Origin of the sequence: Cryobacterium sp. PH31-O1 (assembly GCF_030063455.1) — a bacterium.
GTDB lineage: Bacteria > Actinomycetota > Actinomycetes > Actinomycetales > Microbacteriaceae > Cryobacterium.
Genome location: NZ_JASITB010000009.1, coordinates 117,277 through 143,198 on the forward strand (window position 1 = coordinate 117,277; position 25,922 = coordinate 143,198).

Below are 25,922 nucleotides of genomic sequence, written 5' to 3' on the forward strand. Positions count from 1 at the left end.
CATCCACCAGAAGGAGCACGCTCATGCAAACAATTCCTCATTACATCAACGGCCAGCGCGTCGAGTCGGCCGAACGATTCGGCCCCGTGTTCAACCCGGCCACCGGCGTGCAGGAGAAACAAGTCGTGCTGGCTTCCCGCGCGGTCGTGATCGACGCCATCGAATCAGCCCAGGCCGCCCTGCCCGAGTGGCGCACCAGCACGCTGGCCAAGCGCACGGCCATCTTCTTCAAGGTGCGCGAGCTGCTCGCCGAGCGCACCAGCGAGCTCGCCGCAATTCTCACGAGTGAGCACGGCAAGGTACTCAGCGACGCGGCCGGCGAGATCACCCGCGGGCTCGAGAACATCGAATTCGCCACCGGCCTCGCGCACATGCTCAAGGGCGACTTCTCCCAGCAGGTTTCCCACGGAATCGACGTGCACTCGGTGCGCCAGGCCGTTGGTGTCGTCGCCTGTGTCACCCCGTTCAACTTTCCGGCCATGGTGCCGCTGTGGATGATCGGCAGCGCGCTCGCCTGCGGCAACACCGTGCTGCTCAAGCCGAGTGAGAAGGACCCCTCATCGGCTATTTTCATCGCCGAGATCTTCACGGAGGCCGGCCTGCCGGCCGGCGTGCTCAATGTGGTTCAGGGCGACAAGGAGGCCGTCGACGAACTGCTCGACAACCCGGCGGTCAAGGCCATCAGCTTTGTCGGATCCACCCCGATCGCCAAGTCCATCTACAACCGGGCTGCGGGCAACGGCAAGCGGGTACAGGCGCTCGGCGGGGCCAAGAACCACATGGTCGTTCTGCCGGACGCCGACCTGGAGATGACAGCGGATGCCGCGATCAACGCCGCCTACGGATCCGCCGGGGAGCGCTGCATGGCCGTGAGCGTGCTCGTGGCGGTCGGCGGCATCGCCGACGACCTCGTCGCCGCCATCGAGACGCGCATGAAGAAGCTCCGGGTCGGCCCGGGAACCGATCCGGCCTCGCAGATGGGCCCACTGATCACCGGAGAACACCGCGATCGGGTCGCCTCCTACCTGGCCGGCGCCGAGGAGGCCGGCGCCACGATGGTCGTCGACGGCCGGGCGCAGAACTTCGACAGTGATGGGTTCTTTCTCGGCGTCAGCCTGATCGACCACGTCACTCCCGGCATGAAAGTCTACGACGATGAGATCTTCGGCCCGGTGCTCTCGGTCGTGCGCGTTGACACCTTCGACGAGGCCGTGAAACTCGTCAACGAGCACGAGTTCGGCAACGGTGTGGCATTGTTCACCCGGGACGGCGGTGCGGCTCGGCAGTTCGAGTTCGAGATCGAGGCGGGCATGGTCGGCATCAACGTGCCCATTCCGGTGCCGGTTGGATCGTTCTCGTTCGGCGGTTGGAAGAACTCTCTGTTCGGTGACGCGCATATGTATGGCCCTGACAGCATCCGCTTCTATACCCGCGGCAAGGTTGTCACGACCCGCTGGCCCGACCCGGCCACCTCGGAGATCGACCTCGGTTTTCCGCAGATGGCCTGAGTGAGGCGGGTCCCCGGTTTCGCGGGGACCCGACACCGGCGGGTTAGGGTGTGGGGGTGCCGCCTTCAACCCGTCCCACCGCCACCCGCGAGTTCTTCGTCGGTGCCGGTTTTCTCGGTCGCGGCCTCAGAATGTGGGGAATCTCACCGCGCCTCATGCTGCTCGGCGCCCTGCCAGCCTTCATTGTCGGCATTGCGTATCTCGCCGGCATCGTGCTTCTGCTGGCCAACCTCGAGGCCATCGCCGTGGGGATCAGTCCGTTCGCAAGCGACTGGGGGGAGCCTTGGCGCACTGCCACGCGGGTGGTGGCCGGTGCGGCCGTCGCGGCTGCCGGTATTCTCCTATTGGCATATACCTTCGTGGCGGTAACGCTCACTGTCGGCGATCCCTTCTATGAGCGAATCTGGCGCGCGGTCGAGACCAGCCTCGGCGACGCGCCGGTCGAACCGGAACGCGGCCTGCTGCGCAGCATTCTGCGCGCGGTGGCCGACGCCCTGCGCCTGGTCGGCCTGGCCGTCGGGGTCGCTCTGTTGCTTCTGGTCTGCGGCCTGATACCCGGCCTCGGCCAGCTGCTAGCCCTCGTTCTCGGCGCGCTGTTCGGCGGCTGGATGCTCACTCTCGAACTCACCGGCTTCGCTTTCGACGCCCGCGGCTTCACGCTCACGCAACGCAAACGGATGCTGCACGCGCGCCGCCCGCGCAGCCTCGGTTTCGGGGTGCTCACCTATCTGTTGTTCCTCATTCCGGGCGCGGCCGTCATCGTCATGCCGGCGGCCGTGGCCGGCGCGGCCATGCTCAGCCGAGACCTGCTCGCGTCGAGAGTGGAACCGGTTTAGCGCTTGCGGTGAATGATGCGGCCGCTACGCGCCGCGATCGCACGCACGACCGCGGGACGCGCGCCGAGCCAGATTGCGGCCGTGACCAGTAGTGCGGCGACGAAGATCCAGACGCCGAGCCAGCCGTCGTCGTTTCGCGCCGCATACATATGGTTGAGATTGGCGCGGGCACCGGTCGTGAGCACCAGCAGAACGTGCACGACGATGAAGGCCACAAAGAAGATGAGCGTCGCGAAGTGCAGTTTACGTGCCACAGGCAGGGGAAAGACCCGGTCGAGTGGACGCAACCGCGCCGACAATCCCGGTGACATGCGCAGGCCCGTCACGAGCGCGATCGGCGCCGCGAGGAACACGACCGCGAAGTAGCTGAGCAGCTGCAGGGCGTTGTAGTACAACCAACCGGCACCGGTCGGCCAGTCCAGCGAGGCGTATTGCAGGCCGGCCGACACCGCGTTGGGGAAGACGTCCCAGTTCGTGGGAACGATGCGCAACCATTGCCCGGTCGCAAACAGCAAAACGTAGAACACGATGCCATTGACCGCCCAGAGGGTGTCGAACACGATGTGCTGCCAGAGTTCGAGTGTGATGCGAATCGGCGGATTCTTCGTGCGGAACCGTCCCGTGTTCGTGCGCGTCCAGAAAATGGACGGACGGTGGGTCCTTTGCACCTGCCATCCGGTTCGAATGACGAACAAGATGAAGAAGGCGTTAAGACCGTGCTGCCAGGCCAGCCACGCCGGTATTCCGATCGGAACGGCGGCCGGCTGGGTCGACACACCCGGGTAGCTGCGCATGAAGGACTCGACCGAGGGAAGGGCGCTCAGTCCCGTCGCCGCGAACACTGCGAGGGCCAGCGCCACGAGCAGGGCCGGCACGATCCAGGCCAGCCGAAACCACCGGCTCGGCCGAAACCAGCCCAGCCGGGAGGCACCCGTCGTCATCACGATCCGTTCCCGCCCGGGCGAATCGCGAGCGCGTCCCCGCAAGGCTACTTGCCCCGTGCTTCGGGGTGGCACGCAATGACGCGGTAGGTCACATTACCGCCGGTGCCGGTCGACATCTGGGTCCGTACGGATTGGCGACACCGGGCTGGTAATTACACAGCGCCCGTAACAACACAGCGCCAGTAACGAAACAGGGCCTCCGATTTCTCGAAGGCCCCGACTGTTCGCATGGATTGTGCGGCTATCCGCACCCATCCGCTGTGCGCGAGAGGGGACTTGAACCCCTACGTCCTTTCGAACACTGGCACCTGAAGCCAGCGCGTCTGCCAATTCCGCCACTCGCGCGAACTTAGGAATGCTAACACTGCGAGGGGGGTCAGCGCCATTCGACGGCGCGCCGCGCAGCCGCGCTGGGTCGGTGCCCGCGCGCCTGACCGCGGCTGCAACGGATACCCCCGCAACCCGACCGCTTTGAGAGCGGATGCCGCCGCCCGGGCCTGCCGCGCCGCATCCGCTCGCCGATACCACCGAAAAAGTCCCATGGAATGCCCATAATGGGCGTGGAATTCGGTCCGGGACGCTCCCCGGGTAGTATGACTGTTCGTGCCGTTTGCGCCCTGAAGGTGGGTTGTCACCCGAGACAAGTAACATGCTCATAGCCAAACGGACCGGATCGGGAGACCTGTGGGCATACTGGATAACTTTGAAAAGGGCTTGGAACGTGCCGTCAACGGAGCGTTTGCCAAGACCTTTAGATCGGGCTTGCAGCCGGTGGAAATAACCTCCGCGCTGCGTCGTGAGCTCGACACCAAGGCCGCTGTAGTCGCGCGGGATCGTATCCTCGCGCCCAATCGCTTCACCGTGCGCATGTCCCACACCGACTACGGCCGCATGAGCGCCCTCGGAGTCACCCTCATCGACGAGCTCACCGTCCTGGTGCAGAAACATGGCACCGAGCAGCGCTACCAGTTCACGGGTGGCATCGTCATCACCCTGCAGGACGACCGCAGCCTCAGCGAGGGCATGGTGCAGATCGACTCGAGCTCGGTCAAGAGCACCGTCGCCTGGACCCCGGTTCTCGACATCAACGGAACCCGGCACCCGCTGGTCAAGGCCCGCACCGTGATCGGCCGCGGCTCCGACTCCGACATCACCGTCGACGACACCGGAACCTCCCGCCGCCACGTCGAAATCCTTTGGGACGGCGCGCGCGCCCAGGTGCGCGACCTCGGCTCCACCAACGGTTCCCAGCTCAACGGTTCCCCGGTCAGCCAGGCCATCCTCGAGCCCGACTCGACCGTCACCATCGGCCGCACGCGCATCGTATTCCGGGTTATCGCCCAGACGTCCAGCGAGGCTCCCCGCGCGGCGGCACCGACCGACCCGGCCACCGAACGCCACGACATGGGCGGATTCTGGGGGCCGGACGCATGAACGTCAGCGAACTGACCCTGCTGGTGCTGCGCATCGGCTTTCTGCTTCTGCTCTGGATGTTCATCTTCGGCATCGTCTACGCTCTGCGCAGCGACCTGTTCGGCCAGCGCGTACGCAAGATGAAAACGGATGCCGCTGCCGCGCCCGTCCCCGCATCCGCTGTTCCTGCCGCTGTTCCCGCCGCCGCAGCGGCCGAGGCGTTCACAGCGCCGGTCGCCCGCGCCAGCCCGGCCGGCCAAGAGAACCCGGGTGTGCAGGCCGGAATGGCCACGAGCCTGAACACCACGCGCCTGGTCATCACGAGCGGCCCGAAGGCCGGCACCGAGTTTCCGTTGGGCACGGAGACCATCACCATCGGCCGCTCGAGCGACTCCAGTCTGGTCATTCGCGATGATTACACTTCTACCCACCACGCTCGCCTCATGCTGTGGCATGACGAGTGGATGCTGCAGGACCTCGATTCCACTAACGGCACCTTCCTGGCTGGCTCGCGTGTCACCGTGCCGACCAAGATTCCCCTGAACGCCACCGTGAAGATCGGCGCCACCAGCTTCGAGCTTCGGCGGTAGGTCATGGCGACGGTCAGTCATAGCGCAGCCGCGTCCCACGTCGGCAAGATTCGCTCCAACAACCAGGACTCCGGTTACGCCGGACGCAGCCTGTTCGTGGTCGCCGACGGTATGGGCGGGCACGCCGGCGGTGACGTCGCCTCGTCGATCGCCACCAAGCGCATCATCGAAGCCGACAAGCCTTATGCGAGCGCCCAAGACGCCGAATTCGCCCTACAGGCCGCCCTGATCGGTGCCAACGCCCAGCTCGCCGAGACGGTATTTGAACACGCCGAACTGACCGGAATGGGCACCACGGTCAGCGCCATCGTCGTGCTCGAGAACGAGGTCGCAATCGCCCATATCGGCGACTCGCGCATCTACCTGCTGCGCGAGCGCGAACTCTCCCAGATCACCATCGACCACACCTTCGTGCAGCGCCTGGTCGACAGCGGACGCATCACCGAGGCCGAGGCCATGGTGCACCCACGCCGCTCGGTGCTCATGCGCGTTCTCGGCGACGTCGAGGCGAGCCCCGAAATCGACACCTCGATTCTGGCCACCATCGCCGGTGACCGCTGGTTGCTCTGCTCCGACGGCCTCACCGGGGTCGTCTCCCACACCGCCATTGCCTCCGCCCTCGCCAGCGGTGCGAACGCGCAGGATGTCGCCGACTTGCTGGTGAAGGAGAGCCTCGACGGCGGCGCCCCCGACAACGTGACCGTGGTCATCGTCGACATCGACGCGGGCGACGGCTCCGCGCGCACAGACAGCCCGGTCGTCGTCGGCTCCGCCGCGAATCCGCTCGCCTTCGGTGAAGAACCCGGCCGCAACCGCGCCCTGCGCATCCCGGCCCTGCGCCTTCACCCGGTGCGGGAAACCCACTTCGAGCCCGACTCGCAGGACTACCTGTCCGAACTGATCGAAGAGGATGCCCGCCGCGCGCGCCGCCGCAAGGCCACCTGGCTCGTCGGCGTGATCCTGCTGGTGCTCAGCATCGTTACGACCACAATTCTCGGCTACCAGTGGACCCAGACCCGCTATTTCGTCGGCGTCGACGGTTCCACCGTGGCGATCTACCAGGGCGTGCAGCAGGACATCGGCCCGATCAAGCTCTCCAGCGTTTACGAAGACACCGACCTCGTCCTCGACGATCTGCGCGTCTACGACCGACAGCAGGTTGAGCAGACCATCAACGCCGGCTCGCTCGCCGACGCTCTGGCCATTGTCGAGCGACTGAAGGGCGCCATCCTTGAGTAAGGCATCCGCTCTCACGGCACGTCCGACCACCGAACCGGTGCGTCGCCTGCGCCTGCCGCAGAAACTGCGCAACCTGGAGCTATTCCTGCTGCTGATCGCCTGTTTCATCAACGCGAGCGCGGTCGTGCTCGTGCAATTGGGCGCCCTCGGTGAACTCGACCCCACTCTCGTTCTGCTCGGTGCCGGCCTGTCGGTGCTGGTGATCAGCCTGCACGTCGTGCTGCGGTTCGTCGCCCGTGACGCCGACCCCTTTATTTTACCGATTGCCACGGTGCTCAACGGCATCGGCATCGCCATGATCTACCGCATCGACATCGCCGATAAGGAGTCGGGCTGGGCGAGCGCTGCCGTGCGCCAGACGGTGTGGAGTGCCCTGGCCATTTTCTGCGCCATCGTCGTGCTGCTGGTCATCCGCAATCACCGTGTGCTGTTTCGCTACACTTACATCGCCGGCCTCGTCGGTGTGGTCCTGCTCTTTCTGCCGCTCGTTCCTGGCCTCGGGCAGGAGATCAGCGGCGCGCGGGTCTGGATCCGGGTCGGCAGTTTCGGCACCTTCCAGCCCGGTGAGATCGCCAAGATCGCCCTGGCCGTGTTCTTCGCCGGCTACCTCGTGCGCAACCGCGACAGCCTCTCCATGGTCGGCAAGAAGTTTCTCGGCGCCCGCTTTCCCCGGTTTCGGGACCTGGGCCCGATTCTCGTGGTCTGGGCCCTGTCAATGTCGGTCATCATCTTTCAGCGCGACCTTGGCACCGCCCTGCTCTACTTCGGCTTGTTCCTGGTCATGCTTTATTTGGCTACCGGCCGGCTCAGCTGGGTCATCATGGGCCTGGGTCTGTTCCTCGGCGGTGCCCTGGTCGCCAGCCAGACCCTCAATTACGTCAACGGCCGGTTCACCAACTGGCTCGATGCGCTCAACCCGGCCGTGTACAACGCCGACGGAGGAAGTTTTCAGCTCGTTCAGGGTTTGTTTGGTCTGGCCAAGGGCGGTTTGCTTGGTACCGGTTGGGGCCAGGGCAGGCCAGAAATCACCCCTGTTCCGCAAAGTGATTACATCATTGCAAGTCTCGGAGAAGAGCTCGGCCTCGCTGGTATCTTCGCCATCTTGGCTCTATACCTGCTCTTCGTCGCCCGCGGTTTTCGCATCGGTTTTGCTGGCCAAGACGACTTCGGCAAGCTTCTCGCTGTCGGACTCGCCTTCGTGGTGGCCCTCCAGTGCTTCATCGTCATCGGCGGTGTCACCCGGGTCATCCCGCTGACCGGCCTGACCACCCCGTTCCTGGCTGCCGGCGGTTCTTCGCTCGTGGCCAACTGGATCATCGCGGCCCTGTTGCTGCGCCTTTCCGACACCGTGCGCAATCAACCCCGGCTGGTGGTCTAGTGAACCGCGAACTCAAGCGCGTCAGCATCGTTGTGATGCTGATGTTCGCCGCCCTGCTCAGCTCGACATCGATCGTGCAGGCCTTTCAGGCCGACAACCTCTCGGCCGACCCGCGAAACACCCGCACGCTGTACGACAGCTATCAGGTCGAGCGCGGTGCCATTCTCGTGGCCGGTGAACCGATCGCACAGTCGATGCCGGCCGACGACGACTTCAAATTTCTGCGCACCTATACCAACCCAGAACTGTACGCACCGATCACCGGATATTTCCCGGTCAACGGCGAACCCACCGGCCTCGAATTCGCTCTCAACGCCGAGCTGACCGGAACTTCCAACTCGCAGTTCTTCGACAAGATCAGCGCAGTTGTCACCGGCCAGGACCCGAAGGGCGCCGCCGCCGAGGTCACCATCGATCCCGTGGCCCAGCAGGCTGCGTGGGATGCCCTGGGCGAGTACACCGGATCTGTGGTCGTCACCGAGCCGGCGACCGGTCGCATCCTGGCGATGGTATCTAAGCCGAGCTTCAATCCGAACCTACTCACGGTGCACAACAACGCCGAGGTCACCACGACTTACGAGGCCCTACTCGCCAACGAGAACGACCCCTTGATCAACCGGGCGATCAATTCGCTCAACCCTCCCGGGTCGGTGTTCAAGCTCGTCGTCACGACGGCCGCACTCGAATCGGGCAAGTACACCCCGGAGAGCACTTTTCCAAACCTGGATGTTTACGTGGCACCGGGAACGACGAGCAGGATTGAGAACTCCAGCGGCGGAACCTGCGGGGCCGGAGAAACGGTCACCCTCGCGACCGCGCTGCGATTGTCGTGCAACATTCCGTTCGCTGAACTCGGCGTCGAGCTCGGCGACACTGCTATTCGTGAAACCGCGGAGAAATTCGGCTTCAACGGCAAACTAAGCATTCCGATGAGTGTCTCCGAGAGCGTTTTTCCGCGCGGTCTCGACGATCCACAAACCGCGCAGTCGGCATTCGGGCAGTACGAGGTGCGCACGACGCCCCTGCAAATGGCCATGGTCAGCGGTGCCATCGCCAATGGGGGTGTGGTGATGGCACCCAACCTGGTGCAGGAGATTCTCGCCCCCAATCTCAGCGCTATCGAAACCTTCGAACCGGTAGAGCTTGGGCGGGCAATGAGCGCAGAAACAGCCGCGACACTCTCCGCGATGATGGTCAATGGCGTTCAGGATGGCGCGGCAAGCAATGCAAGAATAGACGGGGTTGACGTGGCGGGAAAGACAGGCACGGCGCAGAACGGGTCTACCGATCCGTACACACTGTGGTTCACCGGTTTCGCGCCGGCGATCGACCCGCAGTATGCCATCACCGTTCTGATCGAGGACGGCGGGGGAATGGGACAAACCGGGTTCGGCAACAAACTTGCCGCACCTGTCGCAAAAGCGGTACTAGAGGCGGTGCTTAACAAATGAGACCCACAGCAGGGCTCACCTTCGGGGGACGATACGAGCTGCAGTCGCGCATTGCGATTGGCGGCATGGGTGAGGTGTGGAAGTCCACCGACCTCGTCATCGGGCGTAGCGTCGCCATTAAGATTTTGAAGGACGAGTACCTCGGGGACCCGGGCTTTCTCGAGCGCTTCCGCGCCGAAGCCCGCCATGCTGCGCTCGTCAACCACGAGGGCATCGCGAATGTCTTCGACTACGGCGAAGAAGATGGCAGCGCCTTCCTGGTGATGGAACTCGTTCCCGGCGAAGCCCTGTCGACCATTCTTGAGCGCGAGCACGTTCTGCCGACAGACAAGGTGCTCGACATTGTCGCGCAGACCTCGGCAGCGCTGCACGCCGCCCACGCCGCCGGTTTGGTGCACCGCGACATTAAGCCAGGCAACCTGCTGATTACGCCGGAGGGTCGGGTCAAGATCACCGACTTCGGCATCGCCCGCATCGCCGACCAGGTTCCGCTCACCGCGACCGGTCAGGTCATGGGCACCGTGCAGTACCTCTCGCCGGAACAGGCCAGCGGCCACCCGGCTTCGCCAACCACCGACATCTATTCGATCGGTATCGTCGCCTACGAGTCCCTCGCCGGCCGACGTCCGTTCACGGGCGAGTCGCAGGTTGCCATTGCCATGGCCCAGATAAACGAGATCGCGCCCGACCTGCCGGTAACGGTGTCAGAGCCGGTGCGTAACCTGGTCTTCGCCTGCCTGGCCAAGAACCCGGCCGACCGACCGGCGTCGGCTGCGCACCTGGCGCGCGCGGCATCCGCTTTGCGTCGTGGTGACGTGGCCGCGGCCGCGGTGGCCGTACCGTCGGTTCTGGGTGGTCTCACGGCCACCAGCGCCACCATGCTCATGCCGGGTGCCGGCAACGACCAAGCCACGACAGTGCTTCCGGCCACCGGTGCTCCCATCACGCGGGCATCCGCTGCTGCGGCAGCCGAGGCGGACAAGAAGAAGCGCAGCCCCTGGTTCTGGCCGCTCATCGCCCTCGTCGCCCTGCTCGTCATTGTGCTCACCGGAACACTCATCGCCCTGGTCACCCAGAACAATGAGCCCCCGGCTCCCGCCGTGACCTCGGCAACGCCGTCTCCCACGCCGACGCCGTCTCCCACACCGACGCCCAGTCCGACGCCAACACCGACCCCCACCAATACGTCGGTCAATCCCGATGACTTCATCGGAAAGCCGAGCGCCGAAGCCGCCGCACTGCTCGTGGAGATGGGTTTCGTAGCTGACGTCGAACCAGGGAATGCGGCTGCGACCGAGGAGGACGTCGACCGGGTGTACCAGGTCAACCCACGGGGTCCGGTTCCGGCCGGCACGACGATCACCCTGACGGCCTGGGGAGCGGTCGCAACGCCCTCCACACCGACGTCCGCCCCGACCGCGACGCCGTCACCGGTCGCTGCGGCCGGCACGGTCACGGTCAGCTGGAACGCCCAAACCTGCCCGGCTGGCCAGACCCTGGCCGGCTACGAGATCGCCACCGAGGGCGGAGCCGCCGTCATCACCTCGGCCAACCCGACCAACGCGGAGACAACCACGGGCACGATCACCGCCGGCACGGAAAACTTCAAGGTCAAATTCCGCTATTTCTGCGGTCAGATCAGCTCCGAGTTTTCTCCCGCGGTCGATGTGAAAGTAACGGGCGACCCCGCTGTCACGGAGTAACTCTCCAATGACGTGCGGTAAAGTAGCGCTCACTGTGTCCAACCGGAACGCAGTATCTGATTGTGGGGGAGTGCGTTCGTGCCTGACTCTGGCCGTTTGATCGCGGGCCGTTATCGCGTCGGAGCCCTGCTCGGCCGCGGCGGCATGTCCGACGTACACATCGGCACCGATTCCCGGCTCGGTCGCACGGTCGCCATCAAGCTGCTCAAGTCGACCCTCGCCGCCGACCCTGCGTTTCGCACCCGCTTTCGCCAGGAGGCCCAGGCCGCCGCGCGCATGGCCCACCCGACGATCGTGCGGGTGTTCGATGCCGGCGAGGAGACCGTCACCGACGAATCCGGCCACGACTCGCAGATTCCATTCATCGTCATGGAACACGTCGACGGCCGCCTGCTCAAGGACATCATCCGCGAGGGCCCGATCGAGGCCGCCGAGGCCGTACGCATCATCGACGGAGTGCTGACCGCGCTCGAGTACTCCCATCGTGCCGGCGTCGTGCACCGCGACATCAAGCCAGGCAATATCATGATCACCAAGTCTGGCCAGGTCAAGGTGATGGACTTCGGTATTGCCCGCGCCATCTCCGACTCGGCCACCACTGTCGCCCAGACCACGGCCATTCTCGGCACCGCCGCCTATTTCTCCCCCGAGCAGGCCAAGGGTGAATCCGTGGATGCGCGCACCGACCTGTACTCCACCGGCGTGGTGCTATTCGAGATGCTGACCGGGCGCCCACCGTTCCGCGGCGACACTCCCGTGGCCGTCGCCTACCAGCACGTCAGTGAAATGCCGGTCAAGCCGTCAGCGCTTAACCCCAAGGTATCACCGGCCCTCGATTCGGTCGTGCTGCACGCCCTGGCTAAGGACCGGTTTGCCCGGTACCAGAGCGCCGTCGAGTTTCGCAATGACGTCGAGACCGCCGGTTCCGGCCAGATTCCGATCCACCACGCGGGGGACGACGTTGGAGCCGGCTTGTTCGGTGCTGCGCCGGCGGCCGTCACCGGTTCGGCGCTCGCCCTCAAACAGCTTTCCGAAGACCACACGATGGTGCGTACCCAGCGGCGCCCCCCGGTTATTTGGGTCTGGGCAGGCATCGTCTGCGTGATCGTTATCGTCGTGGCGGTGATGATCTGGGTCGCGAACTTGCAGCCCTCGGTGGAACTTCCCGATAGCTCCCGGCAGGTACCCTCGCTCACCGGCCAAACCTACGATGATGCCCAGAACGCGCTCCTCGACCTGGATCTCGCCGCTACCCGCGCTGAGGAGTCCAGCACGACCGTGCCCGCCGACCAGGTCATTCGTACCGACCCACCGGCCGATACCATCGTCAACCCCTCCGACGTGATCAAGGTCTTCGTCTCGACCGGTCCCGTACCGGTCACGGTTCCCGACGTCACCAACCAGCCCATAACGGATGCCCAGGCCGCGATCGAAGCGCTCGGATTCGTCTCCGGGTCGGTCACCGCCGAAAACTCTGGCACGGTGGCTGCCGACATCGTCATGCGTACCGACCCGGCGGCTGCGGCCTCCCAGTTCGCCGGGGACACGATCAACTATGTCGTGTCGAGTGGTCTGGTCTCCCTGACGGACCTGACCGGGCAGTCACTGGTCGCCGCGATCGATCTGGTGAGCAATGAGGGCCTCGCGCCCGTGTCGAAGGCGGACTTCACCTGCGCCCAGGAGTCCGGTTCGCCGATCAAAGCCCAGTCACTGGCGCCCGGCGACGTCCCCCAGCGTTCCGAAATCATCCTGACCTACTGCGCCGGCACCTAGCGTCCTCTGCACGGGGCCCGGGCCCCGTCCACGGGCCCAGTTTATAGACTGGGCCCGTGGTCACAGGGTGGGCCCGCAGTCTGGTCCGCCACGGGCATCACTACGACGGTTCGCACGCTCTGCACATTCCGGGCCCGGTCGTCGGTCCCGTGATAAAGCCTGGGTCCACGTGCATAGGTGGGCCCGAACGCGAGGTCGGAGTCAGGTGAGGCGCAACAGCGGATGCAGGGACTTCGACGTCTCCTTCGCACCGGCAAGGCCCGTGAGTGCCAACCAGTTGCCGAGCATGCGGTAGCCTCCCTCGGTCAGCACCGACTCTGGGTGGAATTGCACCCCGAGAATGGGTGCGGATGCGTGCCGCAGCCCCATAATAACGCCGCCTTGCGTTCGCGACGTGACGACGAGGTCGCTGGGAACGGTCGACGTGACGACGGCGAGCGAGTGGTAGCGTGTGGCCGTGAACGGCTGGGGCACACCCTCGTAGAAGTCGCTCCCATCGTGCGTGATGAGCGAAGTCTTGCCGTGCATAAGCTCTTCGGCGTTGGTGACCGTGGCCCCGAAGGCCTCAGCGATGGCCTGGTGGCCCAGGCATACGCCGAACAGTGGCAGGCCGGCCTCGACTGCCGCCTCAACGACCGCGATCGACACACCGGCGTCCGACGGCTTGCCGGGACCAGGGGAGACCAAAACACCGTCGTAGTCGGCGATGCGGGCGGCAGCATCCGCCTTCTCGAAGGAGTCGTTGCGCACGACGTCCGTCTCCGCGCCGAGCTCCATCAGATAACCGTTGAGGGTATAGACGAAGCTGTCATAGTTGTCGATCACGAGAATACGGGTCATGCGCCGCCCACCGTCGCTTCCTGGCTGTTGAGTATGCCGTCGATCCACGGATAGACCCAGGTGGCGAGCGCGGCGAGTACGGCCACAACCAGGATCAAAACCAGAATGATGCGCACCCAGATGGGTCCGGGCAGAACATGCCACAGTGCTGCGTACATGGGAGCCTCCTAGCCCTGGGCTGCGATGATCGGTGCGAGTTCGGCCGGGGCGCCGGCCGAGAGTGGCTGCCACGATTCGAGTACGCCGTAGGCGATGATGCGTTCGGCCGTGGATAACAGCGGGTTGCAACTGGTCAGGGTGATGATGCGGTCGACCGCGGTGCCCTCTGGCTTGTTCGGAACGGATGCCAGCACCTGCACCTGGGAAGGCGCTACATACTCGGTATCGCGGTATCGGTAGGTGTAATACCCGTCGGCGGTCTGCACGTAGATGGCGTCGCCGAGCTGGAGTTCGTTGATTAGGTGCATCGCGCCGCCGAACGCGCTGCGGTGGGCGGCGACGGCGAAGTTGCCGACCTCGCCGGGCATCTGGGTGCCCGCGTAGTGCCCGATGCCGAGGCGGTTGCTGTTCAAGACGTCATGACCGGTACCCTCGGCGATACTGCGGTGATACTCGGCGCCGAAGCGGGGAACGTACAGCACCGCGAAGGCTTTGGCGTTGGCTGGAACGGCAGCCACGATCGGCGCTCCGAAGTCGACGGGGACCGGTGTGGTGCTCGGCTCGGCCGGATCGACGGTCGGAACGGGTTCCGGCGTGGCCGTGTCCTGGTCGATCCAATCCTGACTGATCTCGCTGGCAGCGTCGGACTGCGAGTTGGCCATGATCATGTCGTTCCACCAGAGCTGCCAGCCCAGGAAGAGTAAAACGAGCGCGCTAGCGGTGATGAGCAGCTCGCCCGCGACGCCAACGGCGGTGACCCTGCCCGATTTCGCGCGGCGCGGCCGCTTGGTGACGATCTCGACGGGGCCGTCTGCCTGTGGACACATACTGCGAGTCTACTGACCCGAGTGGCCCAGAGCCCCATCGCCAAATCCAATAAACAGGCGGAGCCGCTAGGATCGCAGGATGGCACGTAAGAATCCCCGCACCCGGCCCGACCGCACCGAAGTTGCCCGCTCGAACGAGGACGCGCCCAATGCCGTCTGGTTCAAGCCCGTCATGTTCGGTTTTATGCTGCTTGGACTGGCCTGGATCATCGTGTTCTACGTCAGTGGCAGCCAGTTGCCCATCGCGGGCCTCGGTGCCATGAATATTCTGGTCGGGTTCGGTATCGCCTTCATCGGCTTTCTGATGACGACTCGCTGGCGCTGAGCCACCACCCCGAACCGGCCGCTGCCGGTCATCCGGCGATCACGCATTCGTTACCGCCCCGTAACCACCGGGCAATAACAGGGTAATGACATTGGTGTAATTATCCCCATGTGGATAGACCTGTGGATAACTCGCGGCTCCAGACCGACTGCGACCGCTAGATCGCGAAAAAGCGGGCAAAGCTCAGCAATACCAGCACGGCAGCGAATGCGCCGATCAGTCCCACCTGCAGCGACTTCTGACGGATGCGCCTCGTCTGCACGAAGATCAGGCCGAGAACGGCACCACCGATCAATCCACCGATGTGCGCCTGCCATGCAATTTGCAGCCCCGGGATGAACCCGATCACCAGGTTGATGCCGACCAGCACGAGCAATTGTTTGGCATTGCCGCCGAGCCGGCGCTGAATCACGAGGAACGCACCCATGAGACCGAAGATGGCCCCGGATGCACCCACAACCGGAGTTGTGGGATTCGACAGGAACAGCACTCCGAGCGAACCGGCCAGGGCGCTCAGCAGGTAGAGCGCCAGGTAACGGCCGCGCCCGAGCAGCTGTTCCAGAAGCTGGCCGAAGATCCACAGGGTGTACATGTTCAGCAGCACGTGGAAGATGGAACCGTGCACGAGGGCTGTGGTGAGCATGCGCCACGGTTCGAAGCTGCCGGGATACGAATACGCCCCGGCGTACCAGAGCAGGGCAGTGATCTGAGAACCGATGACGAATTGAAGCAGGTAGACGACCAGGGTGATTCCGATAATGGAATAGGTCACTGCAGGCCGGTCACTGCCGGTCAGCCGAGTGAGGATCGCCGGCTTGGTACGGGGAGCGTTCTTACGCTGTTCTTTCATGCATTCCGGGCAGACGACCCCGACAGCGGCCTGGGTCTGGCACTCGGCACAGATGGTGCGCCCGCAGCGCTGACACAAAATAAAGCTCTGCCGCCCCGGATGGCGGTAACAAAAATTCGTCGCCGAGGCCGGCAGATCGCTCATTCTGCTGGAAGGGTGGCTGGCTAGACGGACTCGACGGAGACGCTCTGAATGACGACGTCCTCAATCGGGCGGTCACGACCGTCGGTGGCGACGGTGGCGAGCTTGGCAACGATCGCGCGCGAGTCTTCATCTTCAACGGCACCGAAGATGGTGTGCTTGCCCTGCAGCCAGGTGGTCGGAACGACGGTGATGAAGAACTGCGAGCCGTTCGTGCCGTGGCCGCCCTGAATCCCCGCGTTCGCCATGGCGAGCACGTAGGGCTGGGTGAAGTCCAGGTCGGGGCTGATTTCGTCATCGAACTGATAGCCGGGGCCGCCGGTGCCCTGGCCCAGCGGGTCGCCGGCCTGGATCATGAAGTCTTTGATGATGCGGTGGAAGATGGTGCCGTCGTAGAGCGGCGTGGTGGAAGCGACGCCCGTTGCGGGGTGCTTCCACTCGAGTTCGCCGGTCGCGAGGCCGACGAAGTTCTTGACCGTCTTCGGCGCGTGATTGCCAAAGAGGTTGACCTTGATCGGTCCGAGGGTGGTGTTCAGGGTGGCGACAGCGGTGTGCTTAGACATAGAGAGATTCTTGCACAGCAATCTCCACCGAATCTGATTGCGCAAATTGCTCCCAGTGCATTCGCTGGCAACACGGCGATTGAGTGGCAAGATAGGCACTCAGTGGCAAGATGGATAAACATTCGCCACACGACATCGATGGAGGGTCCAGATGAGCCTGTCACGCAAGCGCCGCAAGGAACTCACTCGGCTGCGCAAAAGCGCAGACGAACTATGGAGCCACCAACAAGAAGTATTGGAACGAGCGAACGTCCTTGCTCGTCAGGCCGGTCATCAGGCCGGCATCCTCGCTCGCGAAGAAGTCGCTCCGCGCGTTCGCGAGAGCTATGAGCACTACGTTCGCCCAGGTGTGAACGCCACGCATGAGGCCGCCGACGGTGTGCGCCGCCGCGTCGTCAACAACGTACTCCCCGGAATCGGTTCCGCTATCGGCACCGTCATGTCCGTCGGCGACGTCGCCCGCGACGCCCGCGTACGTGCCGCGCTGGGTCGCATCCGCTTTCAGAAGCCGGTCGTGGTCGAACCCAAGGGTCCGGGAGCCGGCACTTACTTCGCCCTCGGCCTCGCGGTTGTCGCCGCTGTCGGCGTCGCCTACGCCGTCTGGCAGACGTTCCGTGCCGACGACGAGCTCTGGGTCGCTGACGACGAGGTCGAACCAACCACGCAGCAGGAAGACTAGGGCAGAACGCCCACCAGCTCGTGCAGGGCCCGCATCCGGTGGATGCGGGCCCTGCGGTGTTAACCGTCTGAAACGCCATCACGGGGCCACTGACGGCTGCACACACGCCCTCATAGCGGATGCGCGCTGCCGGCACTGCCGCGCCCGCACCAGGATCGCGCGCCGGTAAAGCAAAAGGCCCGTCCGAAGACGAGCCTTTTGCGTGAATTGTGGAGCCACGGGGAATCGAACCCCGGACCTCCTGCTTGCAAAGCAGGCGCTCTACCAATTGAGCTATGGCCCCGCGCGCTGGAGCTTAGGGAAACGCGCCAGCGTTTCTGCGACACCAGCGCCGATGAAGCTGTGCTTCATCGGTCTCGACATCGCAAGACGGGTAAAACTGGTGCTGCGTGGGGATACCGGGATTTGAACCTGGGACCTCTTCATTATCAGTGAAGCGCTCTAACCAACTGAGCTATATCCCCCTCTTGGGCAGATTGAAGACTACCGGAATCTGACCGGAACCTGAAATCGAGTCAACCTTCCGACGGAAGAAATGCCGAAATTCGGGCTACGAGGGCTGCCACCGGGGAGCAACAGCCCTCGATCGTGCGAAAAATGACGCTAGTTGTTGGTGAAGCCGACCAGCAGGCCGCCGGTGATCTTGACGCTCAGGTTGTACAGAACGGCGTAGATGGCACCGAGGGCGGTGATTACGACCATGTTCAGCACCGCCACGACGACAGCGAAGCCCATGACGTTTCCGATTGAAATAATGGCCGCCAGATCGGCAGATTCGCCCGCCACGGTGGCGTACAGGTCGTCGACCTTGGTCAGCACCTCGGTCTGTACGAGCACCGTGTAGGTGAGAAACGTCGCCACAACGGTGACGATGGCGAGACAGACCGCGACCAAAAAGGACAGTTTTACGCTCGACCAAAAATCGACGTAAACCAGTTTCAGGCGCACCTGCTTGGTCGTGGTCTTGCGGGTGGACTTCTTGGCGAGCTTTTCGGCGACGCTACTCATTCGGTGTCTCTACTTTCCCTGCATCACGTTCGGGAGCGGCGCCATCTGCAGCACTGGTGTCGACGGTACCAGCCAGTGCATCGGCATCCCCTTCGCCCTCTTCGTCGGTGGCGACCAGATTTCGTTCGATGTTTTTCGCAATAGAAATGATTCTGTCCTCATCCGCGAACTTTGCGAAAACGACGCCCATCGTGTCCCGACCCTTGGCCGGAACCTCGGCGACGAACGAGCGTACCACCTTGCCGCTGGCAAGAACCACAAGGACCTCGTCCTCGGGGTTCACGATCAACGAGCCGACCAGGTCGCCACGGTCATCGTTGAGCTTGGCCACCTTGATGCCCAGACCGCCGCGATTCTGCAGCCGGTATTGGTCGGCGGCGGTGCGCTTGGCGTAGCCGCCCTCGGTGACAACGAACACATATCCGTCATCGTTGATGACGGATGCGTCGAGCAGGGTGTCCTCACCGCGGAAGTGCATTCCGATCACGCCGGAGGTGCTGCGGCCCATCGGGCGCAGCGCTTCGTCGGTGGCGGTGAAGCGAATCGACATGCCCTTACGGGAGACCAACAGCAGGTCGGAATCATCTTCGACCAGCAGAGCCGAGACCAGTTCGTCGCCCTCGCGCAGCTTGATAGCGATGATGCCACCGGTGCGGTTGGTGTCGTACTCACTCAGTGCGGTCTTCTTGATCAGCCCGTCACGGGTGGCGAGGGTCAGGTACTGAGCCACCTCGTAGTCGCGAATATCGAGAATCTGCGCAATTACTTCGCCCGGTTGCAGGGCGAGCAGGTTGGCCACGTGCTGGCCCTTGGCGTCCCGACCGGACTCCTGCGCCTCGTAGGCCTTGGCGCGGTAGACCCGGCCGGTGTTGGTGAAGAACAGCAGCCAATGGTGTGTCGTGGTCACGAAGAAGTGTTCGACCACGTCGTCGGCACGCAGCTGCGCACCCCTGACACCCTTACCGCCGCGGTGCTGATTGCGATAGTTGTCACTGCGCGTTCGCTTGATGTAGCCGCCGCGGGTAACGGTGACCACCATCTCCTCTTCGGGGATGAGATCTTCGATGGACATGTCGCCGTCGAAGCCCAACATAATCTCGGTGCGGCGGTCGTCGCCGAATTTCGCGGTGATCTCGGCGAGTTCTTCGCTGATGATCGTGCGCTGACGCTCGGGGCTGGCCAGAATCGACTTGAATTCGGCGATCTGAAGCTCGAGCTCGGCGGCCTGGTCGATGATCTTCTGGCGTTCAAGAGCGGCCAGACGACGCAACTGCATGGTCAGGATGGCATCGGCCTGCAGTTTGTCCACGTCGAGCAGGGCCATGAGGCCTTCGCGAGCGTCGTCGACCGTGTTCGAGCGACGGATGAGCGCGATCACCTCATCGAGCGCGTCCAGGGCCTTGAGGTAGCCGCGCAGAATGTGGGCATCAGCTTCAGCCTTGTTCAAGCGGAACTGGGTGCGCCGAACGATGACCTCGATCTGGTGCGCGACCCAGGCCGAGATGAAGCCGTCGAGGGCGAGGGTGCGCGGTACGCCGTCGACGATGGCGAGCATGTTGGCGCCGAAGTTCTCCTGCAGCTGGGTGTGCTTGTACAGGTTATTCAGCACGACCTTGGCGACAGCATCGCGCTTGAGCACGATCACGAGCCGCTGGCCGGTTCGACCGCTGGTCTCATCACGAATGTCTGCGATGCCGGTGATCTTCGCGTCCTTGACCAGGTCGGCGATCTTGATCGCGAGGTTATCGGGGTTCACCTGGTACGGCAGTTCGGTGATGACGAGGCAGGTGCGTCCCTGGATCTCTTCGATACTGACCACGGCCCGCATCGTGATCGAACCACGACCGGTACGGTAGGCGTCCTGAATACCCTTGATGCCCAGGATTTGCGCGCCGGTGGGAAAGTCGGGTCCCTTGATGCGCGCGACCAGCGCGTCAAGGAGCTCTTCGCGGCTGGCCTCGGGATTCTCGAGGTACCACTGGGCACCTGAGGCGACCTCGCGCAGGTTGTGCGGCGGAATATTCGTGGCCATACCGACGGCAATACCGACAGAGCCGTTGACCAACAGGTTCGGAAAACGCGCCGGCAGAACGGTCGGCTCTAGGGTACGGCCGTCGTAGTTGTCCTGAAAATCGACGGTGTCCTCGTCGATATCGCGCACCATTTCCAAGGCGAGCGGGGCCATCTTCGTTTCGGTGTATCTCGGAGCAGCAGCTCCATCGTTGCCCGGGGAGCCGAAGTTTCCCTGGCCGAGGGCAAGCGGATACCGCAGGCTCCATGGCTGCACGAGACGCACAAGGGCGTCATAGATCGAGGAGTCACCGTGCGGGTGGAACTGGCCCATGACGTCACCGACAACGCGAGCGCACTTGGAGAAGGCTTTGTCCGGCCGGTAGCCGCCGTCGAACATGGCGTAGATCACGCGGCGGTGCACCGGTTTCATGCCATCGCGCACGTCGGGCAGAGCGCGCCCGACAATGACGCTCATCGCGTAATCGAGGTAGGAGCGCTGCATTTCCAGCTGCAGGTCGACCTGGTCGATTTTGCCGTGCTGCACGAGGTGAGCTGCCGCAGCGGCAGCTGTCGCGGCTGTCTCCTCGGGGTTGATCCCGTCGGAGTTGCGCGTGGTGTCGTCAGATGTCAAGGAAACGCACGTCCTTCGCGTTTTTCTGGATGAAGTTGCGTCGTGATTCGACGTCTTCACCCATCAGGGTGGAGAAGATTTCGTCGGCGGATGCCGCGTCGTCCAGGGTGACCTGCAGCAGTGTGCGGGATTCAGGAGCCATGGTGGTCTCCCAGAGTTCCTTGTAGTCCATCTCGCCGAGGCCCTTGTAGCGCTGGATTCCGTTGTCTTTCGGGATGCGCTTGCCCGCGGCCGCACCGTCGGCGAGGAGAGCATCGCGCTCGACGTCGGAGTACACGTACTGGTGCGGCGAGTTACTCCATTTGAGGCGGTACAGCGGCGGCTGGGCCAAATACACGTATCCGAGGTCGATCAACGGACGCATGTAGCGGAACAGCAGGGTCAGCAGCAGGGTCGTGATGTGCTGGCCGTCGACATCGGCGTCGGCCATTAGAACGATCTTGTGGTACCGCACCTTGTCGGGATTGAACTCTTCACCCATGCCGGCGCCGAACGCCGTGATCATCGCCTGCACCTCAGCGTTGCCCAAGGCACGGTCGAGGCGCGCCTTCTCCACGTTGAGGATCTTGCCTCGAAGGGGCAAAATAGCCTGGTATTCAGGGTTACGGCCCTGCACGGCTGAGCCGCCGGCCGAGTCACCCTCCACGATGAAAATCTCGGAGAGTGAGGGGTCTTTGCTCTGGCAATCCTTGAGCTTGCCGGGCATTCCGCCACCCTCAAGCAGTCCCTTGCGACGCGCGGTCTCGCGTGCTTTGCGGGCCGCCATGCGGGCATTCGATGCCTGTAAGGATTTGCGGATGATCTCGCGGGCCGGATTCGGGTTGCGGTTAAACCAGTCGGTGAGCTGATCGTTGGCGACCTTCTGCACGAAAGATTTCGCCTCGGTGTTACCGAGCTTGGTCTTGGTCTGGCCTTCGAACTGCGGCTCGGCAAGCTTGATCGATACGACTGCGGTGAGGCCCTCGCGCACGTCATCACCGGTGAGGTTGTCATCCTTTTCTTTCAGGATGCCTTTCTCGCGGGCGTACTTGTTCACGAGCGTGGTCAGCGCGGCGCGGAAACCCTCCTCGTGGGTGCCGCCCTCATGGGTATTGATCGTGTTGGCGTAGGTGTGCACGCTCTCGGTGTATGCGGTGGTCCACTGCATGGCCACTTCGAGGGCCATCTTTCGTTCGTGGTCTTCCCACTCGAAGGAGATTATCTCGTCATTGACGAGGTCGGCCTTCTTGGCACGGTTGAGGTATTCGACGTAGTCGACGAGCCCCTTGTCATACTTGAAGGTGTTAGAGACGGCTTTGCCGTCGTCGGTGCGGTGGGCTTCACGCTCGTCGGTGAGGGTGAGGCGCAGGCCCTTGTTCAGAAAGCCCATCTGCTGAAAACGTGCGCGCAAGGTTTCGTAGTCAAAGTCGACCGTCTCGAAGGTTTCCGCACTGGGCCAGAACGTGATCGTCGTGCCCGTTTCGCCGTTAGCCTCGCCCTTTTCCAGGGCGGCGTTCGGAACACCGTTGGCGAAACTCTGTCGCCAGATGAAGCCCTGTCGACGAACCTCGACCTCAAGGCGGCTTGATAGAGCATTAACGACGGAGCTTCCAACGCCGTGCAGCCCACCGGAAACCGAATAGCCGCCGCCGCCAAACTTACCGCCGGCGTGCAGTACGGTCAGCACGACCTCGACGGTCGACCGTCCCTCGGCCTTATGGATGTCGACGGGAATGCCGCGGCCGTTATCTTCAACGCGGATGGCACCGTCAGCGAGAATACGAATATCAATGGTGTCGCAGTGCCCAGCGAGAGCCTCGTCGACGGAGTTGTCGACGATCTCATAAACGAGGTGGTGCAGTCCGCGCGGTCCGGTAGACCCGATATACATTCCGGGTCGCTTGCGAACGGCTTCCAGGCCTTCGAGCACCTGGATATCGTCGGCACCGTATTCGTGCTCCGGCTCCCGCTCCGCCACTAGTGGGGATATCTCTGGGGACGTGCGTTCGGGCGTCGGTTCAACTGTCATCTGAAATTAGGCTCCTGACCATCGCACGGGCGACCATTCAGTCTACCAAACGGGGGGAGACCAACCGGCCATAATCGCCGTTTGACGCGTTCTGTTCAAGGGGTTGACCTTAAATGTTGGGTTACCCGTAGGTATCGCGCGGACCACGCCCTGGAATTGATCTGGGGCCCTTTTTCCAGGACGGCGCGTTAGGCCCCTGAAAACGAATTGATTGAATTCCCGCATCCGGGTATCGATTCGCAATGTGTTCCATTATGACGTTGCGCATCAGCCGTAATTGCGTGGCCCAGGCGGTGGATTCACAGTGCACGGTGAGCACGCCGTCATCGATGCCAGCGGGGGTGGAATGATTGGCGGTTTCTTCCCCGGCTAGCTTCGCCCACGATGTGAGAAGTTCAGATTGAGCCAACGGCGAATTCCACCCGAGCTGCATGGTGAGAGAATCGATCGTATCGCCGAGCCCGTGTGGATCGCGCCCGATTCCAAAGGGAACACTTGAACCGGCCGCGGGCGCAATTCGCTTGCGGCCGCGTGAGCGCCGGGCATTCGGATCGCCGAAGATGCTCTTGAAGCGCAGGTAGACATTCGCTGCTTCGCTGGTAGTCGATTCCAATGAAACGGGCAACGCGGTTGTTTCACGTGGAACATCGTCAGCCATTACTGGCCGTTCCGATCTGAACCTGACCGGCATGAATGTGAATCGTATTCGCCACGAGGGCTTTCGGCACATCTTCGAGCACGGCGGCCGTGATCAACACCTGTTCGAACGATCCGATCGCGGCGGCCAACCGGGCTCGGCGCTCCAGGTCGAGTTCCGCAAAGACGTCATCGAGAATCAGAACCGGGTCCCCGCTGGCTGAATCCTGGCGTAACAGCGCCGCGGATGCGAGTTTCAACGACAGCGCGAACGACCACGATTCCCCGTGGCTGGCATAGCCCTTAGCCGGCAGGGAGTTGAGCATAAAGATCAGGTCGTCTCGATGCGGTCCGGCGAGGGTGATGCCCCGTTCCAGCTCCCGCTTTCGCAGTCCGGCCAGCGCAGCGCGAAAGATCTCATTGGTAGTGGACTCCACTGACCCGGTAACCATGGGAGACACCGTGGAATTTTGCACGCCGAGATCAGCATCTTCGTCGGCGCCGAGGATGCTGAGACTCGCCACCAGGGCCGGGCCGTGGTCCTCATTCACCACGGCGCGATAGGCCGCGCGCAAGGGTTCACCAAGCTGCTGCACGAGTTTGGTTCGTTCGTCGATAATCTCCGAACCGAACTCCACTAAGCGTTCGTCCCAGATGTCGAGCGTGGAGAGCTGATTACCACGTACACCAGACGCCCGCGCCGACTTCAGCAGGGTGTTGCGCTGTTTGAGCACCCGGTCGTAGTCGCTCAGCACCGCCGCGAGGCGAGGGGTGCGCAGCACGAGAAGCTGATCGAGAAACTTGCGCCGGCCAGAAGGATCGCCTCGCACCAGGGCGAGATCTTCAGGGGCGAAGACCACGCTCGAGAAATACCGGGGAAGATCGCGGGTCTTAATGACCGATCGATTGACTTGCGCCCGGTTCTGTCCGGTGCGGTTCAACTGTACTTCGGTCAAGATATCCCGGCCGTTGTATTCCAGCCGAGCCCGAATGATTCCGGCATCCTGGCCCGCCCGGATCATTGCTTTATCGCTGGAAACACGGTGTGAAGTGAGCGTGCTGAGAAAGCCGAGCGCCTCGACCAGATTGGTCTTGCCTTGCCCGTTACGGCCGACGATGAGGTTCGGGCCCGGAACGAACCCGACCTCGGCCGCCGCATAGTTGCGAAAGTCGGTCAGCGAGAGGTGGGTGACCCGCACCAGCGTTAGCGCAGCAGCAGGTTGGGCTGAAGCAGGTACTTGTAGCTGTCCGCTCCGGCCTGCTCGCGCGAGGTCTGGCTGGTGATCAAAACAGGCCCTGGCTTGTTGGGGTTTTCCGTTTTGGTGAATGAGATCCGCACAAATTCGGAGTGCACGGCGCTGAGCCCGTCGAGAAGAAACTGCGGCTTGAGCGAAACGACAGTTTCGGTACCGGAGAGGATCGCGTCAATGGTTTCCGTGGCCTGAGCCTGCTCCGAGCCCACCGCTTCCAAAGTGACCCCATCAACGGCGAAAGTGAACCGCAGCGCTGCTTCGCGCTCCAGCACGAGTTGCACGCGCCGGGTCGCTTCGATCAGTTCGGCCGTGTTCATGACCGCGTAGTTGTCAACAGTGGCGGGGAACAAACGGCGAACCGGGGGAAAATTACCCTTGATGAGTAGCGAGGTGACGGTCTTCTTATTGGCGGTGAACGCGATCAGTTCACGGTCATCGCTGTTGGTGATGGAAACGGAGATTGTTCCGCTGTGACCGAAGGTCTTGCCAACTTCCTGCAGGGTTCGCGCCGGCACGAGGGCGGTTATCGTGCCCGTTTCACTGCCAGTGGTACTGCTTCCCGGATCCCAATCGATCTCACGAACCGCGACGCGGTAGCGGTCGGTGGCGACGAGGCTCAGGCTGTTTTCGGTTACTTCGAGCTGTACACCGGTAATGACGGGAGTGACATCGTCCCGCGACGCGGCGACGGCGACTTGAGCGACGGCTGCGGCGAAATCTTCAGCCGGTACGAGGCCTGATTGGGTGCTGACGACCGGAATGCTCGGATATTCCTCAACGGGCATAGACAGCAGGGTAAAGCTTGCGGAACCACAGCTGACCTTGATTCGCGAGTTTTCCGTGGAGAAGCGCACCGGTGCGTTCGGAAGACGGCTGGCGATTTCGGCGAGCAGCCGGCCGGAGACGAGGACCTTGCCGATTTCTTCTACTTCGGCGACGATCTCGGTCTGAGCCGAGACCTCGTAGTCGAAAGACGAGAGAATCAAGCCCGTGGCGGTCGCTTCGATGAGTACACCACTCAAAATCGGCAGAGTCGTTCGTTGGGGAAGAAGTTTGACGGCGAAGGACACTGCTTCGCTGAAGACATCCCGATTTGCCTGAAATCTCACGAAACAGTCCTTGCGTTCGACGGGCGGGTGGGTGGGCCTCAATGC

The 25,922-nt window shown here is 63.2% G+C and carries 23 protein-coding genes and 3 tRNA genes; 11 read left to right on the forward strand and 15 right to left on the reverse strand.

Annotation, left to right across the window (positions count from 1 at the left end):
* Positions 1-23 precede the first annotated feature (23 nt).
* Positions 24-1,508 (forward strand): CoA-acylating methylmalonate-semialdehyde dehydrogenase, encoded by a 1,485-nt coding sequence (locus QMK31_RS16960; protein WP_283502125.1) that lies wholly within the window; start codon positions 24-26, stop codon positions 1,506-1,508.
* Between the two features lie 56 nt (positions 1,509-1,564).
* Positions 1,565-2,344, forward strand: coding sequence for an EI24 domain-containing protein (locus QMK31_RS16965; RefSeq protein WP_283502126.1), 780 nt, complete (start codon positions 1,565-1,567; stop codon positions 2,342-2,344).
* Here the strand turns inward: QMK31_RS16965 and QMK31_RS16970 are convergent.
* Together QMK31_RS16970 and QMK31_RS16975 are read right to left on the reverse strand one after the other, a co-directional pair.
* Positions 2,341-3,285 (reverse strand): cytochrome b/b6 domain-containing protein, encoded by a 945-nt coding sequence (locus tag QMK31_RS16970; protein ID WP_283502127.1) that lies wholly within the window; start codon positions 3,283-3,285, stop codon positions 2,341-2,343. The two genes, QMK31_RS16965 and QMK31_RS16970, sit on opposite strands and share 4 nt — an antisense overlap.
* Before the next feature lie 264 nt (positions 3,286-3,549).
* Positions 3,550-3,633, reverse strand: a tRNA-Leu gene (locus tag QMK31_RS16975).
* 339 nt (positions 3,634-3,972) lie between these two features.
* Here QMK31_RS16975 and QMK31_RS16980 point away from each other — a divergent pair.
* The 7 genes from QMK31_RS16980 (at position 3,973) to pknB (ending at position 12,835) form a co-directional block, all read left to right on the forward strand.
* Complete coding sequence (locus QMK31_RS16980; RefSeq protein ID WP_283502128.1) at positions 3,973-4,722, forward strand: FHA domain-containing protein; 750 nt, start codon at positions 3,973-3,975, stop codon at positions 4,720-4,722.
* Positions 4,719-5,291 carry an FHA domain-containing protein FhaB/FipA gene (locus QMK31_RS16985; protein ID WP_283502129.1) on the forward strand — a complete coding sequence of 191 codons (573 nt, stop codon included), beginning with the start codon at positions 4,719-4,721 and terminating at the stop codon, positions 5,289-5,291. Before QMK31_RS16980 ends, QMK31_RS16985 begins: the two co-directional genes overlap by 4 nt.
* A 3-nt stretch (positions 5,292-5,294) precedes the next feature.
* A complete protein-coding gene (locus QMK31_RS16990; RefSeq protein ID WP_283502130.1) occupies positions 5,295-6,530 on the forward strand; it encodes a PP2C family protein-serine/threonine phosphatase in 1,236 nt (411 codons plus the stop codon).
* Positions 6,523-7,908: an FtsW/RodA/SpoVE family cell cycle protein gene (locus QMK31_RS16995; RefSeq protein WP_283502131.1), complete on the forward strand. Its 1,386-nt coding sequence runs from the start codon at positions 6,523-6,525 to the stop codon at positions 7,906-7,908. The genes QMK31_RS16990 and QMK31_RS16995 overlap by 8 nt, the downstream gene beginning before the upstream one ends.
* Positions 7,908-9,359: a peptidoglycan D,D-transpeptidase FtsI family protein gene (locus QMK31_RS17000; protein WP_283502132.1), complete on the forward strand. Its 1,452-nt coding sequence runs from the start codon at positions 7,908-7,910 to the stop codon at positions 9,357-9,359. Before QMK31_RS16995 ends, QMK31_RS17000 begins: the two co-directional genes overlap by 1 nt.
* Entirely contained in the window at positions 9,356-11,062 is a 1,707-nt protein-coding gene (locus QMK31_RS17005; protein WP_283502133.1) for a protein kinase domain-containing protein, read from the forward strand. The genes QMK31_RS17000 and QMK31_RS17005 overlap by 4 nt, the downstream gene beginning before the upstream one ends.
* 78 nt (positions 11,063-11,140) lie before the next feature.
* Entirely contained in the window at positions 11,141-12,835 is a 1,695-nt protein-coding gene (gene pknB, locus QMK31_RS17010) for a Stk1 family PASTA domain-containing Ser/Thr kinase (protein WP_283502134.1), read from the forward strand.
* A 201-nt stretch (positions 12,836-13,036) separates the two neighbouring features.
* Here pknB and QMK31_RS17015 read toward each other — a convergent pair whose 3' ends face one another.
* The 3 genes from QMK31_RS17015 to QMK31_RS17025 are packed head-to-tail and all read right to left on the reverse strand — an operon-like array spanning position 13,037 to position 14,661.
* The gene (locus QMK31_RS17015; protein ID WP_283502135.1) at positions 13,037-13,675 is read right to left on the reverse strand and encodes an anthranilate synthase component II; all 639 of its coding nucleotides are present in this window, start codon (positions 13,673-13,675) and stop codon (positions 13,037-13,039) included.
* A complete protein-coding gene (locus QMK31_RS17020) occupies positions 13,672-13,833 on the reverse strand; it encodes a hypothetical protein (RefSeq protein WP_283502136.1) in 162 nt (53 codons plus the stop codon). The genes QMK31_RS17015 and QMK31_RS17020 overlap by 4 nt, the downstream gene beginning before the upstream one ends.
* 9 nt (positions 13,834-13,842) lie before the next feature.
* Positions 13,843-14,661: a class E sortase gene (locus QMK31_RS17025; protein ID WP_283502137.1), complete on the reverse strand. Its 819-nt coding sequence runs from the start codon at positions 14,659-14,661 to the stop codon at positions 13,843-13,845.
* Between the two features lie 79 nt (positions 14,662-14,740).
* Here QMK31_RS17025 and QMK31_RS17030 point away from each other — a divergent pair, with 79 nt between their 5' ends.
* Positions 14,741-14,986 (forward strand): cell division protein CrgA, encoded by a 246-nt coding sequence (locus QMK31_RS17030; RefSeq protein WP_283502138.1) that lies wholly within the window; start codon positions 14,741-14,743, stop codon positions 14,984-14,986.
* A gap of 157 nt (positions 14,987-15,143) precedes the next feature.
* Here QMK31_RS17030 and QMK31_RS17035 read toward each other — a convergent pair whose 3' ends face one another.
* Together QMK31_RS17035 and QMK31_RS17040 are read right to left on the reverse strand one after the other, a co-directional pair.
* Positions 15,144-15,980, reverse strand: a complete 837-nt coding sequence (locus QMK31_RS17035; RefSeq protein WP_283502139.1) for a rhomboid family intramembrane serine protease — start codon at positions 15,978-15,980, stop codon at positions 15,144-15,146.
* 20 nt (positions 15,981-16,000) lie between these two features.
* On the reverse strand, positions 16,001-16,540 hold the full coding sequence (locus tag QMK31_RS17040; protein WP_092110635.1) for a peptidylprolyl isomerase: 540 nt from the start codon (positions 16,538-16,540) through the stop codon (positions 16,001-16,003).
* Between the two features lie 151 nt (positions 16,541-16,691).
* On the opposite strand from QMK31_RS17040, the gene QMK31_RS17045 reads away from it, so the two are divergent.
* A complete protein-coding gene (locus QMK31_RS17045) occupies positions 16,692-17,219 on the forward strand; it encodes a hypothetical protein (protein WP_283502140.1) in 528 nt (175 codons plus the stop codon).
* A 210-nt stretch (positions 17,220-17,429) separates the two neighbouring features.
* Here QMK31_RS17045 and QMK31_RS17050 read toward each other — a convergent pair.
* From QMK31_RS17050 to dnaN, 8 genes are all read right to left on the reverse strand, one after another.
* A tRNA-Ala gene (locus QMK31_RS17050) sits at positions 17,430-17,502 on the reverse strand.
* 107 nt (positions 17,503-17,609) lie between these two features.
* Positions 17,610-17,683 (reverse strand) — tRNA-Ile (locus tag QMK31_RS17055).
* Between the two features lie 139 nt (positions 17,684-17,822).
* Positions 17,823-18,227, reverse strand: a complete 405-nt coding sequence (locus QMK31_RS17060; RefSeq protein WP_283502141.1) for a DUF3566 domain-containing protein — start codon at positions 18,225-18,227, stop codon at positions 17,823-17,825.
* Positions 18,220-20,784, reverse strand: a complete 2,565-nt coding sequence (gene gyrA / locus QMK31_RS17065; RefSeq protein WP_283502152.1) for a DNA gyrase subunit A — start codon at positions 20,782-20,784, stop codon at positions 18,220-18,222. The genes QMK31_RS17060 and gyrA overlap by 8 nt, the downstream gene beginning before the upstream one ends.
* Positions 20,785-20,860: 76 nt before the next feature.
* Positions 20,861-22,879, reverse strand: coding sequence for a DNA topoisomerase (ATP-hydrolyzing) subunit B (gene gyrB, locus QMK31_RS17070; RefSeq protein ID WP_283502142.1), 2,019 nt, complete (start codon positions 22,877-22,879; stop codon positions 20,861-20,863).
* A gap of 121 nt (positions 22,880-23,000) precedes the next feature.
* On the reverse strand, positions 23,001-23,537 hold the full coding sequence (locus QMK31_RS17075) for a DciA family protein (RefSeq protein WP_283502143.1): 537 nt from the start codon (positions 23,535-23,537) through the stop codon (positions 23,001-23,003).
* Positions 23,530-24,714, reverse strand: a complete 1,185-nt coding sequence (gene recF / locus QMK31_RS17080) for a DNA replication/repair protein RecF (RefSeq protein WP_283502144.1) — start codon at positions 24,712-24,714, stop codon at positions 23,530-23,532. Before recF ends, QMK31_RS17075 begins: the two co-directional genes overlap by 8 nt.
* 5 nt (positions 24,715-24,719) lie before the next feature.
* Positions 24,720-25,877, reverse strand: a complete 1,158-nt coding sequence (gene dnaN, locus QMK31_RS17085) for a DNA polymerase III subunit beta (RefSeq protein ID WP_283502153.1) — start codon at positions 25,875-25,877, stop codon at positions 24,720-24,722.
* Positions 25,878-25,922 lie beyond the last annotated feature (45 nt).